The sequence below is a fragment of the Streptomyces sp. MB09-02B genome, from assembly GCF_033794485.1.
In the GTDB taxonomy this organism is placed as follows: Bacteria; Actinomycetota; Actinomycetes; order Streptomycetales; family Streptomycetaceae; genus Streptomyces.
Genome location: NZ_JARGEE010000202.1, coordinates 1 through 16,460, shown reverse-complemented (window position 1 = coordinate 16,460; position 16,460 = coordinate 1). Strand labels below are relative to the sequence as shown.

Annotated in this window: 12 protein-coding genes and 1 pseudogene; all 13 read left to right on the top strand. The window is 71.4% G+C overall.

From position 1 onward, the window contains the following. Nucleotides 1-869, top strand: an 869-nt coding sequence (locus P1P70_RS25775; RefSeq protein ID WP_319241701.1) for an ROK family protein, incomplete at its 5' end; no start/stop codon positions are given. A 138-nt stretch (nt 870-1,007) separates the two neighbouring features. Continuing rightward, nucleotides 1,008-2,345 carry an ABC transporter substrate-binding protein gene (locus P1P70_RS25770; RefSeq protein WP_319241699.1) on the top strand — a complete coding sequence of 446 codons (1,338 nt, stop codon included), beginning with the start codon at nt 1,008-1,010 and terminating at the stop codon, nt 2,343-2,345. 5 nt (nt 2,346-2,350) lie between these two features. Further along, a complete protein-coding gene (locus tag P1P70_RS25765; RefSeq protein WP_319241697.1) occupies nt 2,351-3,292 on the top strand; it encodes a sugar ABC transporter permease in 942 nt (313 codons plus the stop codon). Further along, the gene (locus tag P1P70_RS25760) at nt 3,292-4,191 is read left to right on the top strand and encodes a carbohydrate ABC transporter permease (RefSeq protein ID WP_319241695.1); all 900 of its coding nucleotides are present in this window, start codon (nt 3,292-3,294) and stop codon (nt 4,189-4,191) included. The genes P1P70_RS25765 and P1P70_RS25760 overlap by 1 nt, the downstream gene beginning before the upstream one ends. Nucleotides 4,192-4,198: 7 nt before the next feature. Then, nucleotides 4,199-5,464, top strand: coding sequence for a 6-phospho-beta-glucosidase (locus P1P70_RS25755; RefSeq protein WP_319241693.1), 1,266 nt, complete (start codon nt 4,199-4,201; stop codon nt 5,462-5,464). A gap of 116 nt (nt 5,465-5,580) precedes the next feature. Continuing rightward, a complete protein-coding gene (locus tag P1P70_RS25750) occupies nt 5,581-6,537 on the top strand; it encodes an N-acetylglucosamine kinase (RefSeq protein ID WP_319241703.1) in 957 nt (318 codons plus the stop codon). A gap of 276 nt (nt 6,538-6,813) precedes the next feature. Continuing rightward, the gene (locus tag P1P70_RS25745; RefSeq protein WP_319241691.1) at nt 6,814-8,304 is read left to right on the top strand and encodes a hypothetical protein; all 1,491 of its coding nucleotides are present in this window, start codon (nt 6,814-6,816) and stop codon (nt 8,302-8,304) included. Nucleotides 8,305-8,339: 35 nt separating this feature from the next. Continuing rightward, on the top strand, nt 8,340-9,371 hold the full coding sequence (locus P1P70_RS25740) for a glutamate ABC transporter substrate-binding protein (RefSeq protein WP_319241689.1): 1,032 nt from the start codon (nt 8,340-8,342) through the stop codon (nt 9,369-9,371). 67 nt (nt 9,372-9,438) lie between these two features. Next, nucleotides 9,439-10,764 carry a hypothetical protein gene (locus P1P70_RS25735; RefSeq protein ID WP_319241687.1) on the top strand — a complete coding sequence of 442 codons (1,326 nt, stop codon included), beginning with the start codon at nt 9,439-9,441 and terminating at the stop codon, nt 10,762-10,764. Beyond that, complete coding sequence (locus P1P70_RS25730; protein ID WP_319241686.1) at nt 10,761-13,364, top strand: serine/threonine-protein kinase; 2,604 nt, start codon at nt 10,761-10,763, stop codon at nt 13,362-13,364. The genes P1P70_RS25735 and P1P70_RS25730 overlap by 4 nt, the downstream gene beginning before the upstream one ends. After that, entirely contained in the window at nt 13,365-14,684 is a 1,320-nt protein-coding gene (locus P1P70_RS25725) for a PP2C family serine/threonine-protein phosphatase (RefSeq protein WP_319241685.1), read from the top strand. It begins immediately after the preceding gene. Between the two features lie 142 nt (nt 14,685-14,826). Then, nucleotides 14,827-16,173, top strand: a complete 1,347-nt coding sequence (locus P1P70_RS25720; protein WP_319241683.1) for a VWA domain-containing protein — start codon at nt 14,827-14,829, stop codon at nt 16,171-16,173. 146 nt (nt 16,174-16,319) lie between these two features. After that, a pseudogene (locus tag P1P70_RS25715) lies at nt 16,320-16,460 on the top strand (phosphopeptide-binding protein); the annotation flags it as partial.

Below are 16,460 nucleotides of genomic sequence, written 5' to 3'. Positions count from 1 at the left end.
GACGCCGCCCCGCCCAGCCGGTCGTACGGCAGGTCACCGCCGCCCTCGACGGGGCGGTCAAGGCCGCCGGGCTCACCCGGTCCGACGTGCGCCGCCTGGTCATCGGCACGCCGGGCGCCTTCGACCCCACCACCGGGCGGCTGCGGTACGCCTCGCACCTGCCCGGCTGGCACTCCCCCGCCCTCCTCGACGAACTCGCCGCCGCACTGCCGATGCCGGTGGAGTACGAGAACGACGTGAACCTCGCCGCGCTCGCCGAACAACGGCTGGGCGCGGCCAAGGGCCACGACGACTTCGTGCTGCTGTGGAACGAGGGCGGTCTCGGCGCCGCGGTCGTTCTCGGCGGTCGGCTGCACCGGGGGTTCACCGGGGGCGCCGGCGAGGTCGGCTTCCTGCCGGTCCCGGGTGTGCCGCTGGTCCGCCATGTCACCAAGGCGAACAGCGGCGGCTTCCAGGAGCTCGCCGGGTCGCAGATCATTCCCCGGCTCGCCCGTGAGCTGGGGATCACCGACATCCCCCAGGGGCCGTACGCCGAGGTCGCGGCGGCGCTCGTGGCCCGCGCCGCCGCCGACATCGGCTCCGGGTCCCACCGTCAACTTCTGGCCACGTACGCCACGGGGCTCGCGACCGGTATCGCGTCGCTCGTGGCCGTGCTCGACCCCGAGCTGGTCGTCCTCAGCGGTACGGCACTGACGGCCGGCGGGGAGCCACTGCGGGCGCTCGTGGAGGCCGAGTTGGCGGAGCTGGCGGCTTCCCGCCCGCGGCTCGTCCTCGGCGACGTACGTGAACACCCTGTACTGCGGGGCGCGTTGGAGAGTGCGCTCGCCGCGACGCGTGACGAAGTCTTCGACACGCTGACGCTCCGCTGAGTTCGGCCGCGTTTCAGGTCGTTCGACAACTGCCGGCCCGTCGTGGCTGGTCGCGCAGTTCCCCGCGCCCCCTTGGGGTTTCCCAGGCGCGCCCCCGTCCTCCCAGATCACCCCTCCCCTCCCTCAGGAGACTCCGCCATGCCCGGAATATCCAAGAACGCGGCGATCGCTCTCGCCGCCACCGCCTCCCTCGCCCTCCTCGCCACCGCCTGCACGGGGCAGTCCGAGTCCACCGCCTCCGACGACCCGAACGCCAGGACGACGATCACCTTCTGGCACGGCTGGAGCGCGCCCGGTGAGGTGAAGGCGATCCAGGCGAACGTGGACCGGTTCGAGAAGGAGCACCCGAACATCACGGTGAAGGTCGTCGGGAACATCAACGACGACAAGCTCAACCAGGCGCTGCGGGCGGGCGGTTCGAACGGGCCGGACGTCGTGTCCTCGTTCACGACGTCCAACATCGGCAAGTTCTGCTCCTCCGGGGCCTTCGCCGATCTGAAGCCCTTCATCGAGAAGTCGAAGCTCGACCTCGACAAGATCATCCCGAAGCCGATGCTGGACTACACGCAGTTCGAGGGCACCCGGTGCGCGCTGCCGCTGCTGGGGGACGCGTACGGGCTGTACTACAACAAGGACGCGTTCGAAAAGGCCGGCATCAAGGCGCCGCCGAAGACCTGGTCGGAGTTCGCGAAGGTCGCGGAGAAGCTGACCGTCACCAAGGGCGACAGCTACTCCCAGCTGGGCTTCATGCCGAACTACCACGGCTACGAGACGGTCGTGGACCACTACATGTCGCAGTGGGACCACGCCTACTTCGACGCGGACGGCAAGTCGAACATCGCCAAGGACCCGGCGTTCGCGGAGATGTTCACGTACCAGAAGAAGCTGGTGGGCTCCCTCGGCGGCTTCGCGAAGCTGGAGAAGTACCGGAACACCTTCGGCGACGAGTGGGGGGCCAAGCACCCGTTCCAGACGGGTCAGGTGGCCATGCAACTGGACGGCGAGTGGCGGCTCGGGATGGCGAAGGCCGCCGGGACCGACTTCGAGATCGGCACCGCGCCGATGCCCGTGGCCGACGACGAGGTGGACGAGTACGGCAAGGGCTTCCTCTCCGGCACGATCATCGGCATCGCCCCGCAGAGCAAGAAGCAGAACGCGGCCTGGGAGCTGGTGAAGTACCTGACGACCGACACCGAGGCCGTCGTCTCCTTCGCCAACGCCATCCACAACGTGCCGTCCACGTTCGCGGCGCTCAAGTCGCCCGATCTGAAGGTGGACGAGGGCTTCCGGACCTTCCTGGACATCGCCCAGAACGAGCACTCGAACACCCCGCCGGCCTCCGTCAACGGCTCCACGTACCAGACGACGCTGCAGGACTTCGGCTACCAGTACGAGTCCGGCAAGGTCACGGACCTGCGGAAGGGCCTGGAGAAGACCGCCCAGCAGATCGACACCGACATCGCGCAGGCGAAGTAGCCCCGATGTCCACGCTCGCTCTCCGCGCGAAGCGCCGCAGGTCGGCGCTTCGGACGGTGGCCTTTTTGTCCCCCTGGCTGATCGGGTTCGGCGTCTTCTTCGCCTATCCGCTGGTGTCCACCGTGTACTTCTCGCTGATGAAGTACGACGGATTCGGCACCCCGGTCTTCCGCGGCCTGGGCAACTGGTCCTACGTCTTCGACGACTACCCGATGTTCTGGCCGGCCCTGCGCAACACGCTCTGGCTGGTCCTGGTCATGGTCACCTGCCGGGTGCTCTTCGGGCTCGGCGTCGGTCTGCTGATCACCAAGATCAAGACCGGGGCAGGTGTCTTCCGCACCCTCTTCTACCTGCCGTACCTCGCCCCGCCGGTCGCCGCGACCCTGGCCTTCGTCTTCCTCCTCAATCCCGGGACCGGGCCGGTCAACGCGATCCTGGGCGATCTGGGCCTGCCGACGCCCGGCTGGTTCACCGACCCCGCCTGGTCCAAGCCGGCGCTCACCGCGCTCGCGCTGTGGGGCGTGGGCGACCTGATGGTGATCTTCATGGCCGCGCTGCTCGACGTCCCGAAGGAGCAGTACGAGGCCGCCGAACTGGACGGGGCGTCGGCCTGGCAGCGGTTCCGGTATGTGACCCTGCCGAGCATCTCGCCGATCGTGATGTTCGCCGTGGTCACGGGCGTGATCCAGACCATGCAGTACTACACGCAGCCCCTGGTGGCCGGGAAGGTCGCCTCCGGCGTCATCGGCGGCTCCGGACAGCAGTTCGAGCCGGGCTACCCGGACAAGTCGACCCTGACCCTGCCCCAACTCGTCTACAACCTGGGCTTCCAGCGCTTCGACTACGGCTCCGCCTGTGTGGTCGCGCTCGTGCTGTTCGCCCTGTCGATGGTGTTCACCGCGCTGCTGATGCGGCGCCGGGGCGGACTGATCGGAGCGGGTGACTGATGACCCAACTACTCGACGCGCCCGACAGGACCGTGGCGCCGGTCGCCGCCCCGGCGAGCGAGCGCACCGCCCGCCGCCGGGCCCTGCTGGAGTGGATCGCCGTCCACTCCTTGGGCGTGGCCGCCGCCCTCTTCTTCACCCTGCCTTTCGTCTTCGTCGTGCTGACCTCGCTGATGAGCGACCAGCAGGCGCTCACCCGCGATCTGCTCCCGCACACCTGGGAGTGGGGCAACTACCGCCAGGTCCTCGACACCCCCGGCTTCCTGACCTGGTGGAGGAACACGCTTCTCTACGCCGGCCTCGGCACGGTCCTCACCGTCGTGTCGTCCGTCCCCGTGGCGTACGCGCTCGCCAAGTTCCGCTTCCGTGGCCGAAATCTGGCGCTGATGCTGGTCATCTCGATGATGATGCTGCCGCCGCAGGTCGTGGTGATCCCGATGTACCTGTTCTGGGCCAAGCAGATGGACCTGTCCGGTTCGCTGTGGCCGCTGATCATTCCGATGGCGTTCGGGGACGCGTTCTCCATCTTCCTGCTCCGGCAGTTCCTGATGACCATCCCGAACGAGTACCTGGACGCGGCCCGCGTCGACGGCTGCGGCGAACTGCGCACCCTGCTGCGGGTCGTCCTGCCGATGGCGAAGCCGGGCATCGCCGCCGTCGCGCTCTTCCAGTTCTTCTACGCCTGGAACGACTACTTCGGACCGCAGATCTACGCCTCCGAGAACCCGGCCGCCTGGACGCTCAGTTACGGCCTGGAGTCCTTCAAGGGCGCGCACCACACCGACTGGAACCTGACCATGGCCGCGACCGTGCTGGTCATGGCCCCCGTGATCCTCGTGTTCTTCTTCGCCCAGAAGGCGTTCGTCGAAGGCGTCACCCTGACCGGAGTAAAGGGTTAACACAGCTATGAAGCTCACCGTGGTCGGCGGAGGCTCGACCTACACCCCCGAACTCGTCGACGGGTTCGCCCGGCTCAGGGACACCCTGCCGATCGAGGAGCTGGTGCTCGTCGATCCGGCCGCCGACCGGCTGGAGCTGGTCGGCGGCCTGGCCCGCCGGATCTTCGCCCGGCAGGGGCACCCGGGCCGGATCGTCACCACCGGTGACCTGGACCGGAGCGTCGAGGGCGCGGACGCCGTGCTCCTGCAGCTCCGCGTCGGCGGCCAGGCAGCCCGCGAGCGCGACGAGACCTGGCCGTTGGAGTGCGGCTGTGTCGGTCAGGAGACCACCGGCGCGGGCGGCCTGGCGAAGGCGCTGCGCACGGTCCCGGTCGTCCTGGACATCGCCGAGCGGGTGCGCAGGACCAACCCCGATGCCTGGATCATCGACTTCACCAACCCGGTGGGGATCGTGACCCGCGCCCTGCTGCGGGCCGGGCACAAGGCGGTCGGCCTGTGCAACGTGGCGATCGGCCTGCAGCGGAGGTTCGCCGCGCATCTCGGTGTGGCCCCGGCCGAGGTCCACCTGGACCACGTGGGCCTCAACCACCTCACCTGGGAGACCGGGGTCCGCCTCGGCGGCCCCGAGCGCGAGGACGTGCTGCCGAAGCTGCTGGCCGACCACGGCGAGCGGATCGCGGCCGACCTGCGTCTGCCCCGCCCCGTGCTGGACCGCCTCGGTGTGGTCCCGTCCTACTACCTGCGCTACTACTACGCCCACGACGAGGTCGTGCGGGAGCTGGGGACCAAGCCCTCGCGAGCCGCCGAAGTGGCCGCGATGGAACGGGAGTTGCTGGAGATGTACGCCGACCCCGCCCTCGACGAGAAGCCCGCGCTGCTCGCCCGCCGGGGCGGGGCCTTCTACTCGGAGGCGGCCGTGGACCTCGCCGCATCGCTGCTGGGCGACGGGGGCAGCCCGTACCAGGTGGTGAACACCCTCAACGGCGGCACGCTGCCGTTCCTGCCCGCCGACGCGGTGATCGAGGTGCAGGCGGCCGTGGGCCCGCACGGCGCGTCCCCGCTGCCGGTGCCGACCGTGGACCCGCTGTACGCGGGCCTGATGGCGAACGTGACCGCGTACGAGGACCTGGCCCTCGACGCGGCCCTGCGCGGCGGCCGGGACCGGGTGTTCCGGGCCCTGCTCTCCCATCCCCTGATCGGCCAGTACGAGTACGCCGAGGCCCTCACCGACCGGCTCCTCGCCCACAACCGGGAGCACCTCGCGTGGGCATGAGCGACGGCGTGCGCGGGAGTTCACCGGCGGGCGCCCACGCCGATTCGGGCGCGGGCGCGGGCGTGCGCGGGAGCGCGCTCGGCGGCGTGCGCGGGCGTGACGGCCGGCGCGGCAGCGTGCTCGCCGTCGACGCGGGCAACAGCAAGACCGACGTGGCCGTGATCGCGCCCGACGGGGAGGTGCTGGGTGCGGCGCGCGGCGGTGGGTTCCAGCCGCCGACGGTCGGGGTGAGCACGGCGGTCGACGGCCTCGCGGAGGTCGTACGGCGGGCCTTCGCCGAGGCCGGGACCGCCTCGGTCGACCATGTCTCGGCGTGTCTCGCGAACGCCGACTTCCCCGTGGAGGAGCAGGGCCTGGCGGCGGCGTTGCGCACGCGCGCGTGGGGCGCGACCGTCGAGGTCCGCAACGACACCTTCGCGATCCTGCGGGCCGGTGTGGCCGAGCCCCGGGGCGTGGCGGTGGTGTGCGGTGCCGGCGTGAACTGCGTCGGCATGCGCCCCGACGGCCGCACCGCGCGCTTCCCCGCGCTGGGGCGCATCTCCGGGGACTGGGGCGGCGGTTGGGGTCTGGCCGAGGAGGCGATGTGGCACGCGGCACGCGCCGAGGACGGCCGGGGCGGCCCCACGGCACTCGCCGAGACGCTGCCCGCGCACTTCGGCCTGGACTCCGTGTACGCCCTGGTCGAGGGCCTCCACCTGGGGCACATCCCGGCCGTACGCCGCCACGAGCTGACCCCGGTCCTCTTCGCCACGGCGACCGGCGGCGACCAGGTGGCCCGCTCGCTGGTGGACCGTATGGCCGAGGAGGTGGTGGCCATGGCGGCCGTGGCCCTGACCCGTCTGGACCTCCTCGGCGAGGAGACCCCCGTGCTCCTCGGCGGCGGTGTGCTCGCCGCCCGGCACCCCCTCCTCGACGCCCGGATCCGCGAGGCGCTGGCCGCCGCCGCGCCCAAGGCGGTCCCCCGGGTGGTCACGGCCGCCCCGGTGCTGGGCGCGGCACTGCTCGGGCTCGACCACGTGGGCGCGCCGCGCGGCGTGCACGCGCGCGTGCGGGCGCACTACGAGAGGGGCTGACACCGCCCCCGCGCCACCTTCGGATCTCCCCCTCGAACGCGTTCGAACCCCCAGGGAACCGAACCCGAACGAACCGCGTATTCATGGGCAGGGGGTGGTGCGGGAAGCCTTGTGCTGCGCCGGAATCCGACGGGCACAGCGCCTAGGGACACGATCGGGGAACAAGATCGAGTCAGGGTCTGTGCGTTGTCAGTCCCGACGGCGATACTTGCGGCCGTGCACCTCTGTCCGCGGGAGCGGGCGGAAGCGATGGACGGATGACCAGGGGGAGGTCAGGTGACATTCACGCCGGAGGGCAGCGCGGCACCGACGGCACCACCCACGGGCCCGGGCCCCGCCGTGCCGTCTCAGGCCGCACAGGCCGCACCCGTGCCGAGGGCCCCCACGCCACCCCCGGCCCCGGACGGCGGGCCGCCGCGCCGGACCGCGTTCGCCGAGGGCGTGGACCAGTTGCGCGCCGCGGCGACGACCGAGCCCGGCCGGCTGCGCATCATCGGCGCCGTCCTCGCCTTCCTGGTCGTCGCGTTCGGCTCCGTCACCGCCTGGCAGATGAACGACCGCGCGGCCGCCGCCGACGACGTGCTCCACGGCAGCCAGCCGCTCAGCTCCGCCGCCGCCGAGATCTACAGTTCGCTGGCCGCCGCCAACACGGCGGCCTCCAGCGGGTTCCTCGCGGGCGGGCAGGAGACCGCGGACTCGCGCAAGGACTACGAGCGGGAGATGAGCCAGGCCGCGCGACAGCTGGCCTTCGCGGCGGGCGCCTCGAAGTCCGGTTCCGACTCCGAGAAACGCATCATCGCGCTGAACGCCCTGCTGCCCGAGTACAAGGGCCTGGTGGAGCGGGCCCGCGCCAACAACCGGCTGGGCTACCCACTGGGCGGCGCCTACCTGCGCTACGCGAACGACAAGATGCAGAAGATGCTCGAAGAGGCGAAGAGCATCTACGACAACGAGAACGAGCGGCTCCGCGACGACTACGCGGAAGCCACGGCCTATCCCTGGGCCGCGATCGGCCTCGGCGTCGTCGCCATCGGCGGCCTCGTCTGGGCCCAGCGGCGCAACTACCGCCGGACGAACCGGGTGTTGAACCACGGCATGGTCGCGGCGACGGCCGCCTCCACCGTCGTCCTGCTGTGGCTGGCCGGCGGCCACACCGTCGCCCGTGCGGGGTTGAACGACTCGTACGAACACGGAGTGCGGTCGCTGACCGTCCTCAACGACGCCCGTATCGCCTCGCTCACCGCCCGTGGCAACGAGAACCTGACGCTGATCAGCCGGGGCGCGCAGTCGATCAAGATCATGGTCGACGGCGAGGAGACGGCCGTGGACGAGTTCGACCACAACTTCAAGATCGAAATGCGTAACCTCGAGGACCAGTTGGCCGCCGCCGAGCGACTGGCCGACGACAGCGGCGGCTCGAAGCCCGTACGGGCCGCCGGCCTCGGCATGGAGGAGTGGAAGGCCCGGCACGCCAAGGCCCGCGCCGCCGACGACAAGGGCGACTACCAGTGCGCTCGGGACCAGGTGATCGGCGGCAGGTCCACGGACGACTGCCCGGACGGTAACCGTCCGACCGGGCAGTGCTTCGACCAGGTCGACACGAATCTGGGCCTCGCGAGCGATTACGAGAAGAACGAGTTCAAGGCCGCGGCCCGGAGCGGCCGTGCCGCCATGCTCGGGCTCCCGGTGGGCGCCGCCGTACTGGCCGTGCTGGGCGCGGCGGGCGCGGTGCTGGGCATCGGACGCAGGCTTTCGGAGTACCGGTGACGGCGGCGGGAGGCAGCGCGGTGGAAGGAGGAGCGATGCATGCGGTACGGCGTCTACGGGCCGGCCTCAGCGGTTGGGGCGGCGTGGGCGCGATGGCGGTCCTCTGTGCCCTGACCCTGCTCTTCGCCCTGGTGCTGCCGGTGAAGAGCACCCGCGGCGACGGCGGCGCGGGCACGGGGGGGCAAGGTCTGGCCCGGGGTACACAAGTGCGAGCCGACGACTGCAAGACCATGAAGGATCCGGAGAACCAGAGCCTGAGGCCCTCCTCCGACGAGTCCGGCCAGGCGATCAAGCGGATCATGGACGCGGACGTCATCACGGTCGGCGTCGACCAGAACAGCTACCGCTGGGGCTACCGCGACCCGAACAGCGCCAAGGACGACGCCCAGTTGGAGGGCTTCGACATCGACATCGTGCGCCGCATCGCCGAGGAGATACTGGGCAGCAGCGAAAAGGTGCGCTTCCGGGCGATTCCCACCAGTCAGCGCATCAAGGCGCTGCAGGACAAGGACGTCGACATGGTGGTCCGCACGATGACGATCAGCTGCGAACGCATGCAGGATGTCGCCTTCTCCCAGCCCTACTTCAAGACCGGGCAGCAGGTCCTGGCCCCCAAGTCCTCGACGATCAAGGGCTACGGCCAGACGCTCGCGGACAAGAAGATCTGCACGGCGGACACGTCCACCGCCTGGTCCACCCTCGATGCCGGGAAGGACTCGGGCAAGCTGCCCGCCTCCGCCGACATATCCCTGACCGTCCCCAACCAACTCGACTGCCTGGTCAGGCTCCAACTCGGAGAGGTCGACGCGGTGGTCACCGACGGAGCGCTCGCCGCGAGCCAGGCGGCGCAGGATCCGACGGTGGATCTGAAGGGCGCCCCCTTCACCACCGAGTACTACGGCGTGGCGATGAACCGGGGGGACACGGATCTGGTACGCCGGGTCAACCAGGTGCTGGTGGACTACCTCAAGGACGGCTGGCAGGACTCGTACGACACCTGGCTGTCCGGAACGCTCGGCGACGATGCGGCGCAGTCCCGGCCGCCTTCGCCCCAGTACAGAGACTGACGTACCGGGACCGACGTACGAGGACCGCATTCAACTGACGGACACCGACAGCAGCGAGAGGTGATCGATGGGCGTCGCGGGATCCACCGGGCCGGTGATGGACCGGGACGAGGTGGACCGTGCGCTCGCGCGGCTCGGCGCGGAGCACGAGGCCATCGAGACCTCGCTGCTCGCCCTCCAGGACCACGCGGGCCGCAGGCTGCTCGAAGGCGCCGAGCTGACCGGCGTCACCAAGGAGCGCTGGACCGCCGCGGACGCGTCGATCACGCTGCTGTGGGCGTACTTCGACGCGTACACGGACGCCTTGCACAGCGCCCGGGAGATCCGTTCACGGCGGCGCTGGTCCAGCCGTGAGGACCTGGTGGAGCTGACCGAACTGCTGCGCGGCGAGGCGGTCACGGTCGCCGGCTCCGCGACGGCGATGGCGAACGCGCCGACACTCCAGGGCACGACCCGGCTCAGCGAACAGTTCTCGCTGGTCACACTCGTGGACCGGATGAACGACCTGTACGCGGCCTCGTTGGACATGGTCGTGGCCGCCGACGCCGTCTGGTCCGCGCTGCCCGCCAGGATCGATCTGCTGGCCGCCGAGCTCCAGCGCACCCGTCAGCTCGCGCACTCCGTGGGCGTGCGCCCCGGCGAGCATCCGGCCGGCGACGACCTGGAGCGGATCACCCGCACCCTGACCCGGCTCCGTGAGCAGGTCGTCTCGGACCCGCTGGCCTTCTGGGTGCCCACGCCGGGCAGTTCGGCACCCGGTGGCGGCCGCCCGGACACCTCCACGTACGACCGTGAGGCACGGGCCCTGGAGGACGTACGGCGGGAGATCGAAGCCGTGCTGACGGTCCGGCAGGACGCGGAGGCACGGCTGGTGAAGCTGCGGGACGTGCTCAGCCGCGCGGACCGCACCCTCGCCGAGGCGCGCAGCGCGCGCGGTGAGGTGCTGGCGAAGATCGCCGCGACGGAGGTGCCCGTGGTGAGCGGCCCGCCGACGGTGCTGCAGGAGCAGTTGGCGATGGCGGCGGAGTACCGCAGACACGCGCAGTGGCACCGGCTCTCCCCGCTCCTGGAGTCGTTGGAGCAGAAGGCGGACGACGAACTGCTGCGGGCCCGCGAGTCGTTGACTGCGGTCACCGCGCCGCTGGCGGTCCGCGCGGAGCTGCGCGGCCGCCTCGACGCGTACAAGGCGAAGGTCGCCCGGCACGGCTTCGCGGAGGACTCGCTGCTGGTCGAGCGGTACGACGCGGCGCGCCGCATGCTGTGGAGCGCCCCGTGCGACCTGCGGGTCGCCGAGGCGGCGGTGCTGCGCTATCAGCACGCGGCCGCCGAACTGCTGGGCCAGTCGGTGCCGGTCCCACGTGCGCCCGAGGACCGGAGGGAGGAGCAGTCGTGAGTCAGACGCAGGAGAGCCCGGCGGGCGAGGAGGCGCCGCGGCAGTCGTGCCAGCGGCCCGGTTGCTCGGGGGCGTACGAGGACGTGGGCGGCGGCGAGCTGTACTGCGACGAGTGCGGTCTGGCGCCGGTCGTCTCGGCGAGCGGCATGGTCAACTCGCCGCCCACCGGCATCACCGGGGGCGGGCGGGGCTCGCGCGGCTCCGGTTCCAGCAGTTCGCGCTCCTCGCGGACGTCCGGGCGCTCCTCGCAGTCCCGGCGCTCGGTCTCCGGCCGGCTCTCCCGTGCCCTGTCGGGCCGGTCGACGGGCCGCTCGGTGTCGGTGCGCAGCTCCGGCAAGACCGCGAGTTCCTCGGGGCGGGCGCGGCTCGGTGTCGGGCTCGTCCAGGTCCCGGACGTGCCGCGTCCGGATCCGCGCTCGATGGTCCTCGATACCGCGGAGGTGCCCGAGCGGAAGCGGTTCTGCTCGCGCTCCGACTGCGGGGCCCCGGTCGGCCGGGCGCGCGGTGACCGGCCCGGGCGTACGGAGGGCTTCTGCACCAAGTGCGGCCACCCGTACTCCTTCGTGCCGAAACTGCACTCGGGCGACATCGTGCGCGGCCAGTACGAGGTCGTGGGCTGTCTGGCGCACGGCGGTCTGGGCTGGATCTACCTGGCCATAGACCGGGCGGTGTCGGACCGCTGGGTCGTGCTGAAGGGCCTGCTGGACACCGGCGACCAGGACGCGATGGCCGCCGCGATCTCCGAGCGCCGCTTCCTCGCCGAGATCGAGCACTCCAACATCGTCCGCATCTACAACTTCGTCGAGCACCTCGACCAGCGCACCGGTTCGCTGGACGGGTACATCGTCATGGAGTACGTCGGCGGCAAGTCGCTGAAGGAGATCGCCAACGGCCGCCGCACGGCGGACGGGCGCCGCGATCCGCTGCCGGTGGAGCAGGCGTGCGCGTACGGCATCGAGGCCCTGGAGGCGCTCGGGCACCTGCACAGCCGCAACCTGCTGTACTGCGACTTCAAGGTCGACAACGCGATCCAGACCGAGGACCAGCTCAAGCTGATCGACATGGGCGCGGTGCGCAGGATGGACGACGACGAGTCGGCCATCTACGGCACCGTCGGCTACCAGGCCCCCGAAGTCGCCGACGTGGGCCCGTCGGTCGCCTCCGACCTGTACACGGTCGCCCGCACGCTCGCCGTCCTCACCTTCGACTTCCAGGGCTACACGAACGTCTTCGTGGACTCCCTGCCCGACCCCGACAACATCGAGGTCTTCCGCCAGTACGAGTCCTTCTACCGGCTGCTGGTACGTGCCACCGACCCCGACCCGGCCCGCCGGTTCGCCTCCGCGCAGGAGATGTCGGAGCAGTTGACGGGTGTGCTGCGGGAGGTCGTCTCCCTGCAGACGGGCCGGGCCCGCCCCGCCCTGTCGACGATCTTCGGGCCCGAGGTGAAGGTCACGGACACGGAGCTGTTCGCGAAGCTGGACGGGGACGTGTCCAGGCTGGGCACGCGCCGCGACAAGCCGACCACCAGGAACGGTGGTGCGCCTTCCGGTTCACCTTCCGCCACGCCCGCCCTGCTGACCGCCGGCGCCGCCGCCCCCGCCCCCCGGCTCACCCGGCAGCTCGACACCGCCGCCGCGGCCCTCGCGCTGCCCGTGCCGCGCGTGGACCCGGGAGACCCGAACGCCGGGTTCCTCGCGGGACTGATCACCTCCGCGCCGACCGAGCTGATCACAGCGCTGCACGCGGCCCCCAGCGGCTCGCTGGAGCTGCGGCTGCGCGAGCTGCGGGCCCGGCTGGAGATGGCCGAGTTCACCATCGCCCTGGCCACGCTGGACGCCCTGGAGCGGGACCACCCCGACGACTGGCGGGTGGTCTGGTACCGGGGCGTGGCCGCGCTCGCCACCGGCGACCACGAGAACGCCGCGCTGTCCTTCGACGCGATCTACGACGCCTTCCCGGGCGAGCCGGCCCCCAAGCTGGCCCTCGGCCTGTGCGCCGAGGTGCTGGGGCAGCTGGACAACGCCGCCGAGTACTACCGCCTGGTGTGGACGACCGACCCCAGCTTCGTCAGCGCCGCGTTCGGGCTCGCCCGGGTGCGACTGACCGCCGGGGACCGGCTCAACGCCGTCCGGACCCTGGAGTCCGTACCGGAGGCGTCGATCCACTACACCGCCGCCCGGGTCGCCGCCGTACGGGCGCGGCTCAGACACCGTACGGACGCGACGCTCGGAGCCGTACCGGCACAGCCCTCGGCCGGGACCGCCGGAACCGCGCCGGACGCCCCGTTCCTGGACGATCTGACCGCGGCCGCCGGGCAGGTCGAGGCGCTCGGCGGGTACGGTCTGGACGCGGTGCGCCGCGAGCAGTTGTCCACAGAGGTCCTCGGCTGCGCCCTGGACTGGGTACTCTCCGGAAGCCAGGGTGCCGCGCCCCCGGCCGGCGAGCGGGTGTTGCTCGGCAGCACGCTGGACGAGCGCGGCCTCCGCTTCGGACTGGAGCGGTCGTACCGCACACTGGCCCGGCTCGCCCAAGGCGGCGAGGAGAGGATCGACCTGGTGGAACGTGCCAACCGTTACCGCCCCCGGACGTGGGTGTAGTTGATGTCGCAGATGCCCCAGCCGACCGCGCTGACGAAGTGCCCGATCTGCGAGTGGCCCCTCGCATCGGACGACCGCTTCTGCGGTGCGTGCGGCCATGACCTCTCGGCGGACCCCGCACCGCCGGAGGACCAGCCGACCATCACCATGAACGGGACGGCGGCCGCCGCGCCCGACGCGGCGTCGCCCGTGGACTGGCCGCTCGCCTCCCCGCCCAGCTCCGACACGCCACCGCCGGTGGTCCGCCCCACCGACATCCCGGGCACCGACTCCGGCGGCGGCGAACTGCCCGGACCGGGCCGGGGCGTACGGTTCGACCGGCCCCGCGAGCCCGACGAGTACCCGCTGGCCGCGCCCCAGCCGCCGGACCCGCGCACCACCGACATGGCCACCCCGCCCGCCGGGATGAAGGTGTGCGTGGCCTGCCGCGCGGGCCATGTCGACCGGGACGGCTACTGCGAGAACTGCGGACACGCCCAGCCCCGTGAACGCGACCACATGGAACTGGAGTTGGGCGCGGTCGCCGCGGTCAGCGACCGGGGCCTGCGCCACCACCGCAACGAGGACGCGTTCGCGATCTCCTCGACCGCGCTGCCCGACGGCTCCCCCGCGGTCGTCGCGATCGTCTGCGACGGCGTGTCCTCCGCGACCCGCCCCGACGACGCCTCGCTCGCCGCGGCCCGCGCCGCCAACGAGACGGTCCTGGAATCGCTGCCGCGCGGCACGCACCCCCAGCAGGCCATGCATGACGCGATCGTCGCCGCCGCGAGCGCCGTCAACGCCCTCGCGGAGGAGCCGGAGACGGCCCAGGAGCACGCCCCGCACCAGAACGCGCCTGCCTGCACCATCGTCGGCTCGATCGTCACCCCGAACCTGCTCGTCGTCGGCTGGGTCGGTGACAGCCGCGCCTACTGGGTGCCGGTGGACCGCAGCGCGCCCCCGGCCCGGCTCACCGAGGACGACTCGTGGGCGGCACAGATGGTGTCCGCGGGACTGATGAACGAGGCCGAGGCGTACGCCGACGAGCGTGCCCACGCGATCACCGGCTGGCTCGGCGCGGACGCGTACGAACTGGAGCCGCACACCGCTTCCTTCAAGCCGGACCGGCCGGGTGTAGTGGTGGTGTGCACCGACGGGCTGTGGAACTACGCGGAGGCCGCCGAGGAGATGGCCGAGGCCGTGCCCCTGGACGCGGCCGAGCGGCCGTTGCGCTGCGCGCGGGTTCTGGTGGGCCACGCCCTCGACGGGGGTGGCCACGACAACGTAACAGTGGCGATCCTGCCGTTCCCTGCGCCTCCTCAGGGGGCAGGATCGGCCTGAGGGTGCTCGCGGGCCGGATGTTCGCGGGCGTCCCGGCGGCCGGACGGGAAGGGCCGACGGACCGGAGGGGACCGGTCCGGGTACGGGCACGCACAGTCATCACCCCACGTGCTGTGGGGCCGCTAGGGGGATCAGAGTAGGCATGGCCAATTTCTCGAAGTCGAACGTGCCGCAGTTCTCGGTCGAGGTGTACCAGAACGAGTACCTGCCCGAGGGCGGCCGCGAGGTGAACGCCATCGTGACGGTCAGCGCGACCGGCGGCGGCACCATCGGCAGCGCGGTCGCCGCGCCGCACCTGTACTCGCCCGGGCAGGGCCCGTCCGCCGCCGTGGCGCTCATGGTCGACTGCTCGGGGTCGATGGACTACCCGCCGACCAAGATGCGCAACGCCCGGGACGCCACGGCCGCCGCGATCGACACCCTGCGCGACGGCGTCCACTTCGCGGTGATCGACGGCACTCACGTGGCCCGGGAGGTCTACCCCGGCGGCGGCCGGCTCGCGGTCGCCGACTCCGCCACCCGGGACCAGGCCAAGCAGGCGCTGCGCAGGCTCAGCGCGGGCGGCGGCACCGCCATCGGCACCTGGCTGAAGCTCGCCGACCGGCTGCTCGCCTCGGCCGACGTCGCCATCCGTCACGGCATCCTGCTCACCGACGGCCGCAACGAGCACGAGTCCCCCGAGGATCTGAAGGCCGCGCTGGACGCCTGTGCCGGACGGTTCACGTGTGACGCGCGTGGAGTGGGCACCGACTGGGAAGTGAAAGAGGTCACGGCCATCGCCTCCGCGCTGCTCGGCACCGCCGACATCGTCGCCGATCCGGCCGCCCTGTCCGCCGACTTCACGCAGATGATGGAGGCGGCCATGGGCAAGGAGGTCGCGGACGTCGCCCTCCGGCTGTGGACCCCGGTCGGCACGAAGGTCAAGTTCGTGAAACAAGTGGCGCCCACGGTCGAGGAGTTGACCGACCGCCGCACCGAGGCCGGACCGCGCGCCGGGGACTACCCCACCGGTTCGTGGGGGGACGAGTCCCGCGACTACCACGTGTGCGTCGAGGTCCCGGCCGCCGACCTCGGTCAGGAGATGCTGGCCGCCCGGGTCTCCCTCGTCATCCCGCAGCCCGACGGCAGCACCCAGAGCCTCGGCGCCCAGGGTCTGGTGAAGGCCCTGTGGACCGACGACATGGTCGCGTCCACGTCGATCAACCCCCAGGTCGCGCACTACACGGGTCAGGCCGAACTGGCACAAGTCATCCAGCAAGGACTGGATGCCCGTAAATCCGGCGATTTCGACGGAGCAACCGCCAAGCTGGGACGGGCCGTTCAGCTCGCCAGCGCCTCGGGGAACGCGGATACTGCGAAACTGCTTGCGAAGGTGGTGGACGTGGTCGACGCGGCGACAGGTACTGTGCGACTGAAGGCGAAGGTCACGGAGGCCGACGAGATGACTCTCGAGACACGGTCGACAAAGACTGTTCGTGTAAAGAAGTAGCTGGAATCAGAGCAAGAAGTACCCGGAAACACCGCTGCACACGAGCCTGGCTCCCCCACCGGGGGTCCGGACGAAGCGGCCACACCGGCCCGTCGCGGCCACAGGAACCGGCCGTGAGGCCGGAAAGGAGAGGGGGAAGCGCCGACATGCCGACCTGCCCGAACGGACACCAGTCGGGTTCCGACGACTGGTGCGAGGTCTGCGGTCACCGTATGGCCGGTGCCGTACCCCCGCCGCCTCCACCGCCGCCCCCGGGCGCCGGTTACGGATACCCGCCGCCCGGATCC

Bases quoted from the DNA above. Each gene is read 5' to 3' on its own strand.
- P1P70_RS25770 (WP_319241699.1), top strand. From the start codon at position 1,008: ATGCCCGGAATATCCAAGAACGCGGCGATCGCTCTCGCCGCCACCGCC.
- P1P70_RS25765 (WP_319241697.1), top strand. From the start codon at position 2,351: ATGTCCACGCTCGCTCTCCGCGCGAAGCGCCGCAGGTCGGCGCTTCGG.
- P1P70_RS25760 (WP_319241695.1), top strand. From the start codon at position 3,292: ATGACCCAACTACTCGACGCGCCCGACAGGACCGTGGCGCCGGTCGCC.
- P1P70_RS25755 (WP_319241693.1), top strand. From the start codon at position 4,199: ATGAAGCTCACCGTGGTCGGCGGAGGCTCGACCTACACCCCCGAACTC.
- P1P70_RS25740 (WP_319241689.1), top strand. From the start codon at position 8,340: ATGCATGCGGTACGGCGTCTACGGGCCGGCCTCAGCGGTTGGGGCGGC.
- P1P70_RS25735 (WP_319241687.1), top strand. From the start codon at position 9,439: ATGGGCGTCGCGGGATCCACCGGGCCGGTGATGGACCGGGACGAGGTG.
- P1P70_RS25720 (WP_319241683.1), top strand. From the start codon at position 14,827: ATGGCCAATTTCTCGAAGTCGAACGTGCCGCAGTTCTCGGTCGAGGTG.